Source organism: Streptomyces sp. NPDC048516 (genome assembly GCF_043199875.1).
Taxonomy (GTDB): Bacteria; Actinomycetota; Actinomycetes; order Streptomycetales; family Streptomycetaceae; genus Streptomyces.
The window spans coordinates 17,581-30,031 of sequence record NZ_JBICWS010000010.1 but is presented as its reverse complement, the minus strand read 5'-3'; the positions used below and the strand labels follow the sequence as shown (position 1 = coordinate 30,031).

Genomic DNA, 12,451 nt, shown 5'->3' with positions numbered 1-12,451 from the left:
TGTGCGGGGTGCGGGGTGCGGGGTGCCCTGCTGCTGCGTCGAGGCCGGCCTGGCCTGGCTGCTCCTTGCGAAGTCACCGCGATACTGGGCAAGTTGGGAATTCCCAATCCGGGCCTACGGTTAGCCGCTCTCATCCAATCGAGGCGATTACTCAGCGAACCCAGATGGCCGGCCTTTCGTCTCAGCGAATCCAGGCGTGAGGTGTCCGGCGCGCGGAGGTCGGTCAGGGGCAGCAGCGACTCGAAGCTACCAGTGCGAGTCCCTCCCCGAGCGCTGCCTCATCACCCTTCACCTCGCGCACGAAGTCTCCCCGGACACGGGCGTCGAGGCCCCGTCCGCGCGTGGAGCCGGTTTCTCTGGGCGGTTCATCGCAGCGGTGAGCCTCACGCCACGCATGAGTCTCGCCAGATCGAGCAAATGATCAGGCCATCCCACGGGCTTCGTCTCCTGGGGTGATCAGGCGTCGATAGGGTCATGTCCGTTGTCGAAAACGGGGGTTGGCCAGTGCACACCAAGCAGCGTCGAGTCACCGGGGCAGCAGCAGTTGCTGCCTTCGGAATCCTGGCTCTGACGACCGGATGCAGCAGTACACCTGCCACTGGCAAGCACCACACCAAGCCGACGGCCTCCCGGGCCGCAGGTTCCCCGGCATCCCCGGGGCCGTCCCCCGTCGACCCAAAGCCTGTACAGGGCCAACGGCTGCGTCACTACCTACTGACCCCCGACGACCTGGGGCCGGGATACACGCAGACCGAGACTCCCGACGATGAGAAGGCCGCCGACCCTCACCGATACGACGACATAGGAATGAGCGGCTGCCCCGCGCTCGAAGAGCTGAGCAAGCACAGCGACGAAGTGCAGTTCGCGACGAAGACCTCTGCCGGCTTCTCGTTCGGCGCGGACTCGAAGCTGGGTGAGGAGCTCCACAGCGATTCGCCGTCCAAGCTCTCCGCAGGGCTACGCAGGCTCGTGCATGCCCAGACGTCCTGCCCCACATACACCATGACCTCCGGCAGCACCCCTCTCACTGTCAGCGTGCACAAGGATGCCCCTCCCGGCCCAGGTCCCGACGCCTACGCGTACACGACCACGCTCCACGGTCCAGGAGGCACTTCGGTGCTGAAAACGGCCACCGTCCGTCGCGGCAACGTGCTGGTCATGCTCGTGGGCGCGCCGGCCTTGGTCGACGGGCACATTGAGGCCGCGGTCGCCAAACTCCCGGCCGGCTGAGCAGCTTCCTTCTCGGCTAGGCACTGTTCTCGGCGGCGTCGTACCTGGGACTATCCGGCATCACGGGCTCAGCCTGCGCACGGCAGCTCCCGCCGCGAAGGTGCGGGTGGACTTCACCGTCCAGCGCAGCTACGACACCGGATCGCCCCGCTCGTCCGGCTCGACCGGCGCCGGCAGCGCGGGCCGCAGCCCCGGTGCCTCTTACGCCACGTTGACTGCGGTCCAGGCCTTCTCGACGGTCCGGTACTCGGTGCTGTTCTTGCCGTACAGGGCGGCTGCGGCCTTCAGGGTTCCGGACCTGGCGCCTTTGTAGTCCGTGGTGGAGGTGAATTGGGTGGTCAGTGCCCGGTACCAGATGCGGGCGGCCTTGGACCGGCCGATGCCGGTGACCTTCGAGCCGTCGTAGGCGGGGCTGTCGTAAGCGGTGCCGTTGATGACCTTCTTGCCGCTCCCCTCGGCCAGCAGGTAAAAGAAGTGGTTGGCCACCCCGGCCGCATGGTGGGGGTTGTCGAGGCGGCCGAGACCGGGCTTGTAGTAGTCGGGGGACTTGCCGTCCTTGGAAGGCTTGTCCATGTAGCGGAGCGGCTTGCCGTCACCGTGGTAGTTGACCTTCTCGCCGATGAGGTAGTCGGGCTTGTCCGCCGGAACACCGGCGGTGAACTCCACCATCGTGCCGAAGATGTCCGAGGTCGCCTCATTGATCCCGCCGCCTTCGCCGCTGGATGCGAGTCGGGCGGTGGCCTGATTAAGAGAGTGCGTGTACTCGTGGGCCACGGTGTCCAGAGCGGTGACCGGGTGCTTGCCGTCTTTCCCGTCACCGAAGGATGCGCCGTTGTGGTCCGAGAAGGCGTCGGCCTGATTCCTGCCGTAATGGACCGTCATGGCAGGGCCTTTGCCGTCATCGTGTACACCGCGGCGGCCGAAGGTGTTCTTGAAGTAGTCCCAGGTTTTCCCGGCAGCGAAGTGGGCGTCGACCGCTGCGGACTGGCGGCTGTTCATGGTGCCGTCGCCCCACACATTGTCCCTGTCGGTGAAGGGTTTCTCGTTGTCATCGGCGAAGAAGTCATGGGTGGACAGGCCTCCTCGGGTGGGGTCAATGAGCTCATAGGTGCCGTTACGCAGACGAGTGCTGATCTTCACCTTCCCGACGTGCACCCCATGGCCCGCACCGATCACACTTCCGTCAGGCGCCCCGCCTCCAACGGCATCCTTACCGTCCCCGAACCCTTGGGCGTGACCGACGGCTGCGGCGATCAGCATCCCCCAGGTCCCTCCCACGACAGCTGCGAGGGCCAACTTCCTACGCATCGTCCTTGCCTCTCCCTCCGGTGGTACTCGCTGCCTTCGTACGCCTTTGAAGAGTGCTGAGCCGGCCGAAGCGTCCCGTGGCAGCACGCCGTTGTTACAGAATGCGGACCATCGGCATTCGCTGCGGGCAAACAGTCGGGCGGCGCGCAGTCGGCCGGAGCCACGACGGGGTCCCCGGTCCGCACCCAGACCCTGTTGGACGGCAGCACGGCCAAGATCTACGACCAGGAAGACGAACTGGGGCGCTACACCTCGGCAATCCCCGCTATGGCCCGAACGGAGGCTTCCTCCCGCTCGGCACGCAGCTTCCTGGGCCCCTGCGGCTTCCGCACCTTGCGGAGCTCGACGTCCATCGCGCCCCTTGAGCTGGGGTGTCGCGACCACCACTAGGACCAAGGCGCTCCGGCGGGGCCTCTCGTCCAGCGTGCTCTCGCGGACGCCCCTATGACAGGAGGCCGGTGGACACCGGTCTGACCAGGACGGCGGAGACCGGCACCGGCATCCGTCGACCTGCTGCCCGCCCTCGCCCGCGCCACGAACCGGGAGATACAACCGTGAGCACACCCGACGAGCTCGCCGGCGTCCGCTCCATCGTCGACGACGTGGCCGCCGCGGTCCACTTCTACGCCACCCACCTCGGCTTCACTCTGCACACCCACCCCGCGCCCGCCTTCGCCAAGCGGCCCGCGCCGGACGAGGTCTGAGCTCGAGCCGGGCAGGCCATCGCGAAAGTCGGGATGCCGTCCGAGTGTCACCCCGCGCGCTGCCTCATGACTCCACGAGTTCTGCGCCACAATCCCGGCGTACCCAGGAGCAGCGTCTGCGCACCGATTTCTCGTTGGAGCCGCCATGCGCACCACCGTTAAATGCCGTCGCACCCGGTCATTCGGGGCTTTGACGGCGACGGTCACCGCAGCTGGCCTGCTGCTGACTTCCTGCGGCGGCGATGGCTCGCCGCCCGGGGCCACAAAAGGCAGCGGCAAGACCACTCTGACCGAAATGGACTATTATATTTCGGAACCCGGGCGAAGTGCGCTGGCCAAGCAGCTCACCCGGTGCGGGAAGCTGGCGGGGGTTGCCATCAAGCGGCAGATTGTGCCGGACCTGCGCACAAAAGTGCTCCAGTTGGCCAACAGCCGGGCGCTACCTGACCTGATTCTCCTGGACAATCCTGACCTCCAGCAGCTCGCTGCCACGGGAGCGCTCGTCGACCTCGGTGCGGCCGGCGTAAAGACCGACGGACTGTATCCGAACATCGTCGCCGCGGGGAAATACCGGGGCAAGACGTACGGTGTGGCGCCCGGTGTGAACCAGTTGGCGCTCTACTACAACACGTCGATGCTGGCGAAGGCGGGCGTCAAGCCGCCTGCCACGTGGGATGAGTTGCGCATCGCGGCCAAGAAGCTGACCCAGGACGACAAGGTGCACGGAATCGGCTTTGCGGTACCGGCCACCGAAGAAGGCAGTTTCCAGTTCGAATCCTTCTTCTTCAGCGCAGGCGCTTCCCTGAAGAAGCTCGATTCACCGGAGGCCGTGTCGGCGCTGAGCCTCCTGAAGGACCTGGTCTCCTCCGGTTCGGCGCCCAAGGACGTGCTCAGCTGGAATCAGATGAATGTCGGGGAGCAATTCACAAACGGTTCGCTGGCTATGATGATCAATGGCCCCTGGGAGATTCCCCTGCTACGAAAGGCAGGCATGAAGGATTTCGGCATCGCGCCGGTGCCCGCCCCGGCCGGGAGAACCTCCTCCGGTGCGCTCGGCGGTGAGGTGTGGGCGGCCGGCAGCAGTGGAGCCAAGTCTCCCAAGGCAGCCGAGGTCATCAAGTGCCTGGTGGCGAAGGGAAACAGTCTGGAGTGGGCCAAGCTCACCAATTACGTGCCGTCCGACCCGAAGGTGGCCGCGGAATTCAGTGCCGCTGTGCCCACGATGAAGACCTTCGTGGAGACCATCGGAAGCGCCAAGAGCCGCACGGCGGAAGTCGGGCCGGACTATCCGAAGTACTCGCAGGCGCTGTGGACCGCAGTGCAGGCAGCATTGTCAGGGGGCCGGTCGCCCGGCGCGGCACTGACTGACGCACAGAAGCAGGCGGCGCAATGAGCACCGAGCCGCCGATCCGTGGGTGGTACCCGCCGACGGCCCCCCTCCCGGAAAGGTAGCCGTGGTTCCGGCAGCGCCCAAGCATTCGGCGTCGGTCGTCGGCGGCAAAAGGCCGCCGCCGGACCGCTCCGTGGCTCCGGCGGCTCGCAACCGACGGCTCGGGGTCGGGTTCATCGTGCCGGTCGTCGTATTCGTCGCGGTGTTCTATCTCTATCCGCTGGCCCGCAATGTGGTGCTGTCCTTCCAGGACTACGACATCAATTCCCTCTACAGCGGCGACGCCCCGTTCATCGGCCTCGGCAACTACCGCCGACTGCTGAGCACCCCCGCCTTTGCCACTGCCGTCGTCAACACCGTGGTCTTTGTCGCGGGCTCGCTCTTCTTCCAGTTCACGATCGGTCTGGGACTCGCCGAGTTCTTCCGCCACTCGTTCCCGCTCAGCCCGCTGTTGCGGTCGCTCATGCTGATCCCCTGGCTCTTGCCCCTGGTCGTCTCCGGCACGCTGTTCCGGTGGCTGCTCGACACCAGCAACGGCGTCGTCAACCAGATCCTGCTCACCCTCCATCTGATCCAGGCCCCGGTGCCGTGGCTCAACACCCCCCACACCGCGATGGCGGCGGTGCTGATCTGCAACATCTGGATCGGTGTGCCGTTCAACATGGTGATCCTCCACAGCGGAATGCAGGCCATCCCGGCGGAGCTGTATGAAGCGGCTTCCCTCGACGGCGCCGGCCGCCGGCAGCAGTTCCGCTATATCACCCTGCCCCAGATCGGCCCCGTGATCGGCATCGTCGCGGCGCTCGGCCTGATCTACACGCTCAAGGTCTTCGACGTGATCTGGGTGATGACCAAGGGCGGCCCGGCAAACGCCACCCACACGATCACCACCTACGCCTACCAGCTGTCCTTCGGCGGGCTGTCGGAGTTCGGGCTCGGAGCCGCCGCGGGTGATCTGCTCATCGTCGTGGCCGCCGTCTTCGCCCTGCTGTACCTGCGTGCGCTGCACGCTGATCCCGGAGCCCGTGCATGACCGCCACCCGCGCCGCTCGGAGCCGGCCCGCCACGGTCCGTGGCAGGCGGAGCCGGACGGCCGTGGTCACCTGGGCGAAATCCGCGTTCGGTGTCGCCGTCGTCGCCGTCATGCTGTTCCCGCTGTACTGGATGGTGAACGCGTCCTTCCAGACCAATCAGCAGTTGGCCCGGCCGTCACCGCACTGGCTGCCCCTCGGCGGCACACTCAACGGCTACCGGGACGCGCTGTCCCAGCAGGGGGGCCATCTGCTGGCATCCCTGATCATCGCCGCGGGCGCCACCGTCCTGACGCTGACCCTGGCCGCGCCGGCGGCCTACGCGCTGGCGCAGCTGCGTTCCCCGGGCGGCAGGACGCTCCTGAGCGTGCTGCTGGTCGTCCAACTCGTGCCCGGCATCGTCATGGCCAACGCGCTGTACCAGATCTTCGCCTCGGTCCGGATCCTCAACTCTGCCCTGGCGTTGATCCTGGCCGACGCCACGCTTGCCGTCCCCTTTGCCGTGCTCATCCTGCGGGCCTTCATGACCGCCATCCCCCGATCCCTGCTGGAGGCAGCGGCATTGGACGGTGCGGGCGCGGTGCGCACCTTTTGGCAGATCGTGCTTCCCATATCCCGCAACGCGCTGATCACATCAGGCCTTTTCGCGTTCCTCTTCGCATGGGGCGACTTCCTGTTCGCCACCACGCTCAATCTCAACACCACCACGTGGAAGCCGATCACGCTGGGTCTGTACGACTACATCGGTGGCGGCACCGATATCACCACCTGGAACTCGGTGATGGCCACCGCCGTCATCTCTGCCCTACCGGCCGCATTGCTGCTGACCATTGCCCAACGGCACATCGCTGCCACAGTCACCAATGAAGCGGTCAGGGACTGACCGCGCCGTAACCGCCACTCGCGCCCCTGCACCGCCACTGACCCGTGCGACAGTCCTGCAGAAAGGAGCAGCATGTCTCCGCCCGACGGCACGAGGCCCGCACCCTCCGCCGCCACGTCCGACGCAGCCGGGAGCAATTCCCGGACTCCCGCCTTCTCCCCTCCGGCCGTCTGCCTTGAGTTCGGTGACGCCGAGCACGTACTGCGGGTGGAGCCCTGGGGAGCCGACAGTGTCCGGGTGCGCTCGGCCCGGCATCGGGTGCGCGACGACCTGCCGGGAGCCTTGAGTGCGCCCCCTGCCGCCGTGGCCGCGGAGTTGGGCGTGGGTCCCCACGGCAGCCGGATCCTCACCGTCGGGCGGCTGCGGGTGGAGCTGTCTCCCCAGGGCCATCTGCGTTTCGCGGGTACGCAGGACGGAACCGAGCTGTTGCGGGAGTCCGCCGGCCACTTCGCCTGGCCCGGTCCCCGCACGTTCACACCGGTCGGCGAGGGCCGCTATCAGCTGAACCAGCGCTTCGCCGCCTATGACGGGGAACAGTTCTTCGGGCTGGGCCAGCACTCCCACGGGCGCCTCGACCACAAGCATCTGGTGATCGACCTGGTGCAGCGCAATGGGGAGGTCACCATCCCCTTCACCCTCTCCTCCCGAGGCTACGGGCTGCTGTGGAACCTGCCCGCCGTCGGACGTGTGGAGTTGGCCGCCCATCAGACCCGGTGGGTCGCCGACGCCGCCGATCAGATCGACTACTGGGTCACCACCGGTCCGACTCCCGCCGCCATCTTGGCCAACTATGCCGATGCCACCGGACACGCCCCCGTGCTGCCGGAATGGGCCCTGGGCTTGTGGCAGTCCCGCCTGCGTTACCGGACACAGGAGGAACTGCTGGGCGTCGCCCGCGAATACCGGCGCCGGGGACTTCCGCTGTCGGTCATCGCCGTGGACTTCTTCCACTGGCCGCATCTGGGCGACTGGCGCTTCGATGCTGCCGACTGGCCCGACCCGGCCGGGATGGTCGCGGAATTGGCGAGCATGGGCGTACGGCCGCTGGTGTCCGTGTGGCCGTCCGTCAGCTTCGTGAGCGAGAACTACCGCCACATGCGGGATGAGCAGCTGCTGCTGGGAACGGAGCACGGCCAGCCTTTCCAGCATGTCTTCCCCGACACTCAGGTCGGCGACGAGCCGCTGCCCGTGGTGTTCTACGACCCCACCAACGAGCGGGCTCGTGACTACCTCTGGAGCCGTATCAAGCGCAACTACTACGATCTCGGCTTCCGGCTGTGGTGGCTGGACGCCTGCGAACCGGAGATGTACCCCGAACAATTCGGCAACCTGCGTTACGCGGCGGGGCCTGGCCGGGCGGTGGCCAACTTGTATCCGCGCGAACATGTGCGCGGGTTTTTCGAGCATATGCGGGCCGAGGGCGAAGACGTTCCCGTTAGTCTGGTGCGTTCCGCCTGGTCCGGCAGCCAGGCCTACGGGGCGGCTCTGTGGTCGGGTGATATCCCGGCCACCTTCGAGGCACTCGCGGCCCAGGTGTGCGCTGGGCTGAGCGCGGGCCTCAGTGGCATTCCGTGGTGGACCACCGACATCGGCGGTTTCCACGGTGGCGACCCGGACGACCCCGATTACCGGGAGTTGCTCATCCGCTGGTTCCAGTTCGCCGTCTTCTGTCCGCTGCTGCGGATGCACGGCCACCGCGAACCGCGGGACGCCATCCCTGCCGGCCGAAGCGGGGGGCCCAACGAACTGTGGTCCTACGGTCAGGATGCCTACCGGATCCTGACCCGGCAGCTTCGGCTACGCCAGGACCTTCGTGCCTACCTTCACCGTCAGATGGTCTCCGCAGCCGACTCCGGTGCACCGGTCATCCGGCCGCTGTGCTTCGGCTTTCCCGACGATCGGGCGGCGTGGACGGTCGAGGACCAGTTCCTGTGCGGCCCGGACCTGCTGATCTCCCCGGTGACCCGACTCGGTGAGCGCCGCCGCCAGGTCTATCTGCCGGCCGGTGCCGACTGGCGGTCCGCCGCCACAGGAACTGACCATGCCGGCGGCCAGACCATCACAGCTGACGCTCCCCTGGAATACATCCCCGTACTCGTACGTCGCGGCTCCACGCTGGATGTGAGGTTTCCGGGCTGATCTCCGACCGGATCCGCCGCGGTCCCTGAGTTTCAGTGCAGCTTGTTCGATTCTTTTCACGCAGGCACTATGGGACTGTGAGTAATGACGCTCGGGTGAAATGAGCAAAAATGGCCACTTCCGTGGGGGAGAATGGTCACTCTGGGTGGTTGAACCATGTCCCCATGGCCATCATCAGCGTGGGGGGCACGGTCACAGGGTGGAGTGAAGGGGCGCGGAAACTGCTGGGCTATCGCCCCCCGGAGGTTGTCGGACACCCCGTCTCGGACCTCCTGATCAACGGGGAGTACCCCGCGGTGGCCGGGCCCTGCCTGAGCGAAGCCCGGGAGTGGAGCGGCACAGCGGCAGTCCGCCACCGGGATGGCCACCGCGTCGATCTGCCCCTGCGTCTTCATCCGACATTCAGTGACGACGAAACGCCCCAGGCGTTCGTCGTGACGGCGGGTGCGGGCGAGGCGGAGCCCGACCGGCGGATGGTGGAGTGGGCGTTCACCCAGTCCTCTGTCGCGCTCTCCACCTACAGCACCACGTCACGCTCCTGGCAGTGGAACGCGGTCGCGCACGGGGGCGAGCAGCCCACGCCGACCGGGCGCACGACGGGCAGCCCCGCTGACGGCGACGGGGCGCAGACGGCCGCAGGGCAGGCCGGAGCTGTCGAATCCAGGCAGGGGCAGGGGCAGGGGCAGGGGCAGGGGCAGGGGCAGGGGCAGGGGCAGGGGCAGGGGCAGGCGGCTGAAGGGGACACCTGGCCCTACTCGGACCTGCTGGGCGCAGGCCGCTCCGACGAGGGGTTTTTGCGCTGCGTCCGCCGGGTCGCCGAGGAGGCCAAGCCAAGCCGCTATGAGCACCTTGCGCCGGCTACGCCGTCCGCTCACCGGCGTGCCTGGACCATCGAGATGTGGCCCGTCCGCAGCCCCGACACCGGCCAGGTGGCCGGTGTCGGAGCCGCTGCGTTCGACAGTACCGAGCAGGTTGCCGCACGGCAGCGCCTGGCCCTCCTCAACGAGGCGGGCAACCGTATCGGAACCACCCTGAATGCGCGGCGCACGGTTCAGGAACTCGCCCACCTGGCCGTTCCGCGGTTCGCCGACTCCGTCACCGTGGACCTGTTCGACTCCGTGACCCGTGGGAAGGAACCGCCGCCCGGTCCGGCCGACGCCGCCGTGGTGTTGCGCCGGGTCGCGCACCGGACCGCCGACGGAGTGCCCGAAGCCGGCACCGAGATCGGCGCGGCCGACACCTGTCCTCCGCGCTCACCCCCCGCACGTGCCCTGACAAGCGGTCGAACGGTGCGGTGCGGAGCAGACGACCCCGAGTTCGCCCGATGGGTCGCCGCCGGCGTCGGGGGATCCGCTCACGCGACGGAGCACGGATTCCACTCGATCATGGCTACCCCGCTGCGAGCTCGGGGCTTGACCCTCGGGGTCGTGGTCTTCGCCCGCGCAGAAGGCTCGCAACCGTACGAGCAGGATGATCTGCTCGTCGCCGAGGAGCTCGCAAACCGGGCGGCCGGCAGCGTGGACAACGCGGGCCGCTTCTCCCGCGAACGCGCCAATGCCCTGACCCTCCAGCGCAGTCTGCTGCCCCGTCACTTCCCCAAGCAGGCGGCCGTCGAGGTGGCACACCGTTATCTGCCGATCGGCAGGGGGGCCGAAGTGGGCGGCGACTGGTTTGATGTGGTCCCCCTGTCGGGCACTCGCGTCGCGCTGGTCGTCGGCGACGTGGTCGGCCACGGCATCCATGCCTCGGCCGCCATGGGCCGACTGCGTACAGCGGTGCGCACGCTCGCCGGAGTCGACCTGCCTCCGGACGAGCTGCTCACCCACCTCGACGAACTGGTCACCCACCTGACCTCGGACAACGACGTCCGGAACGCGCCCGACCCCGGCCAGATCGGCGCGACCTGCCTGTACGCGGTCTACGACCCGGTCTCCCGCCTCTGCACCATGGCCAGTGCCGGCCATGTCCCACCCGTCGTGCTGTTCCCCGACGGCACGTCCAGCGTCGTCCAGCTCACCCCGGGGCCGATTCTGGGTGTCGGCGGCCTGCCTTTCGAGCCCACCGAGCTGGAACTCCCCGAGGGAAGCCTGCTCTCCCTCTACACCGACGGCCTGATAGAAGCCCGCGGCCACGATCTCGGCGTCGGCCTTGAACGACTCTGCGCAGCCCTGGCTTCCGCCGAACCCTCGCTGGACGTCACCTGCGACATCATCCTCAGAGCCCTGCTGCCCGAGAGCCCCGCCGACGACGTGGCGCTGCTCCTGGCGCGCACCCGTGCGCTGCACACCGATCAGGTCGCCGCCTGGTCGCTGCCGTCAGATCCCGCCATCGTGGCCGACGCCCGGGCACAGGCCTCCCGTCAGCTGGCGACCTGGGGGCTCACCGACGCAGCGTCCATCACCGAGCTGGTGGTGAGCGAGCTGGTCACCAACGCCATCCGCTACGGGGACGCCCCCATCGGGCTACGGCTGATCCGGGACCGGACCCTGATCTGCGAGGTCTCCGACGCCAGCAGTACTTCCCCCCATCTGCGCCGGGCCCGCACCTACGACGAAGGGGGACGAGGCCTGCACATGGTGACCCAGCTGACCCAAGGCTGGGGCACCCGCCACACCCCCACCGGCAAGACCATCTGGGCCGAACAACGTCTACCGGCCAACGGACCATGACGGAGCGCACAGTCGACCTGTCAACAGGACGCGGCGCCCAGACCCATAGTGGTGCTGCGGCCCGGGACCTGACACATACGCTCGCCCTGCTCTACCCGCCGTCCGGCGCCAACCGGGACTACCCGGCGGTGCAGCTCGCCTTCGTCGGCGGGGTGGCGGAAACCGCCACCACATACGGCTATGACCTGCTGCTCACGCCCTGCAAGTCGGGCAGGGACCCCGCGTTCCGGCGGATGGTCAGCGAACGGCGCGTGGACGGCGTCATCGTGATGGAGGTCCGCCGGGAGGACGACCGCATCCAGCATCTGACGGAAGCGGCCTTCCCCTTCGTCACCATCGGCCGGAACAGCGGAACCGACGGGGTCGGCTGGGTCGATCTCGACTTCGCCGGCCTGGCAAGCGGATGCGTCCGGCACCTGACCGAACTGGGCCACCGCAGCATCGCCTTCGTCAACAAGTCGGAGCAGATCGTCAACAGCGGGTACGGATACGCGCTGCTCGGGAACGAGGGCTACACCGAGGCGATGACGGAGATGGACCTGACCGCGCGTGCGTACCCCAGCGGCGACGATGTCGGCGCCGGGGAGGACGTCGTGGAACGGATCTTGCAGGACGATCCGGCCACCACATCCCTGGTCGTCATGAACGAAGCCGCCCTGGAAGGCATTTACCGCGGGCTGACCCGTCACGGCCGCAGCGTACCGCGCGACTTCTCGGTCGTCGGCGTGGCGGCCAGCCGCTGGGCGGAAGAGGTGAGCCCGCCGCTGACCGCTGCCGAGATACCGGCCAAGGAGATGAGCCGGATCGGCGTCGACCTGATGGTGGAGCGGCTCACCTCGCCTGCCTCGTCACCCCGGCACATCCTGCTGAAACCGCTGATCACGCTGCGCGCCAGCACCGGCCCCTGCCGGCCGGTTCTCGATTCGGAGCCTGACCTGGAGGACGAATTCCCTGACCTGGACTTCTGACCCGCCAGCCGCCCCCGGCTGTGACCAGGTGACCGGCGACGCGGGACAAGGGGATCCTCGTCAAGTTCTCCGTCGACGCCCGTGCCCTCGTCAGGGAATGACCGGCAGGAACAAGCCTTGCGCAGATCC

At 67.7% G+C, this 12,451-nt stretch carries 9 protein-coding genes; 8 read left to right on the top strand and 1 reads right to left on the bottom strand.

Going from position 1 to position 12,451, the window contains the following annotated elements:
• Positions 1 to 504: 504 nt before the first annotated feature.
• Entirely contained in the window at positions 505 to 1,230 is a 726-nt protein-coding gene (locus ACGFR7_RS20755; protein ID WP_393321107.1) for a hypothetical protein, read from the top strand.
• A gap of 201 nt (positions 1,231 to 1,431) precedes the next feature.
• On the opposite strand, the gene ACGFR7_RS20750 is transcribed toward ACGFR7_RS20755, so the two are convergent.
• Positions 1,432 to 2,538 (bottom strand): M4 family metallopeptidase, encoded by a 1,107-nt coding sequence (locus ACGFR7_RS20750; RefSeq protein ID WP_393321104.1) that lies wholly within the window; start codon positions 2,536 to 2,538, stop codon positions 1,432 to 1,434.
• Between the two features lie 554 nt (positions 2,539 to 3,092).
• On the opposite strand from ACGFR7_RS20750, the gene ACGFR7_RS20745 reads away from it, so the two are divergent.
• From ACGFR7_RS20745 to ACGFR7_RS20715, 7 genes are all read left to right on the top strand, one after another.
• Entirely contained in the window at positions 3,093 to 3,242 is a 150-nt protein-coding gene (locus ACGFR7_RS20745; RefSeq protein WP_393321101.1) for a hypothetical protein, read from the top strand.
• Between the two features lie 145 nt (positions 3,243 to 3,387).
• Positions 3,388 to 4,635 (top strand): extracellular solute-binding protein, encoded by a 1,248-nt coding sequence (locus tag ACGFR7_RS20740; RefSeq protein WP_393321098.1) that lies wholly within the window; start codon positions 3,388 to 3,390, stop codon positions 4,633 to 4,635.
• Between the two features lie 130 nt (positions 4,636 to 4,765).
• The gene (locus tag ACGFR7_RS20735; protein ID WP_393321095.1) at positions 4,766 to 5,665 is read left to right on the top strand and encodes a carbohydrate ABC transporter permease; all 900 of its coding nucleotides are present in this window, start codon (positions 4,766 to 4,768) and stop codon (positions 5,663 to 5,665) included.
• Positions 5,662 to 6,546, top strand: coding sequence for a carbohydrate ABC transporter permease (locus ACGFR7_RS20730; RefSeq protein ID WP_393321092.1), 885 nt, complete (start codon positions 5,662 to 5,664; stop codon positions 6,544 to 6,546). The genes ACGFR7_RS20735 and ACGFR7_RS20730 overlap by 4 nt, the downstream gene beginning before the upstream one ends.
• A gap of 72 nt (positions 6,547 to 6,618) precedes the next feature.
• The gene (locus ACGFR7_RS20725) at positions 6,619 to 8,685 is read left to right on the top strand and encodes a TIM-barrel domain-containing protein (RefSeq protein WP_393321089.1); all 2,067 of its coding nucleotides are present in this window, start codon (positions 6,619 to 6,621) and stop codon (positions 8,683 to 8,685) included.
• 164 nt (positions 8,686 to 8,849) lie between these two features.
• Positions 8,850 to 11,354: a SpoIIE family protein phosphatase gene (locus tag ACGFR7_RS20720; protein WP_393321086.1), complete on the top strand. Its 2,505-nt coding sequence runs from the start codon at positions 8,850 to 8,852 to the stop codon at positions 11,352 to 11,354.
• Positions 11,351 to 12,322 carry a LacI family DNA-binding transcriptional regulator gene (locus tag ACGFR7_RS20715; protein ID WP_393321083.1) on the top strand — a complete coding sequence of 324 codons (972 nt, stop codon included), beginning with the start codon at positions 11,351 to 11,353 and terminating at the stop codon, positions 12,320 to 12,322. The genes ACGFR7_RS20720 and ACGFR7_RS20715 overlap by 4 nt, the downstream gene beginning before the upstream one ends.
• Positions 12,323 to 12,451 lie beyond the last annotated feature (129 nt).

Coding starts and splice junctions, on each gene's coding strand:
- ACGFR7_RS20750 (WP_393321104.1), bottom strand. CDS start 2,538: ATGCGTAGGAAGTTGGCCCTCGCAGCTGTCGTGGGAGGGACCTGGGGG.
- ACGFR7_RS20740 (WP_393321098.1), top strand. CDS start 3,388: ATGCGCACCACCGTTAAATGCCGTCGCACCCGGTCATTCGGGGCTTTG.
- ACGFR7_RS20730 (WP_393321092.1), top strand. CDS start 5,662: ATGACCGCCACCCGCGCCGCTCGGAGCCGGCCCGCCACGGTCCGTGGC.
- ACGFR7_RS20725 (WP_393321089.1), top strand. CDS start 6,619: ATGTCTCCGCCCGACGGCACGAGGCCCGCACCCTCCGCCGCCACGTCC.
- ACGFR7_RS20720 (WP_393321086.1), top strand. CDS start 8,850: ATGGCCATCATCAGCGTGGGGGGCACGGTCACAGGGTGGAGTGAAGGG.
- ACGFR7_RS20715 (WP_393321083.1), top strand. CDS start 11,351: ATGACGGAGCGCACAGTCGACCTGTCAACAGGACGCGGCGCCCAGACC.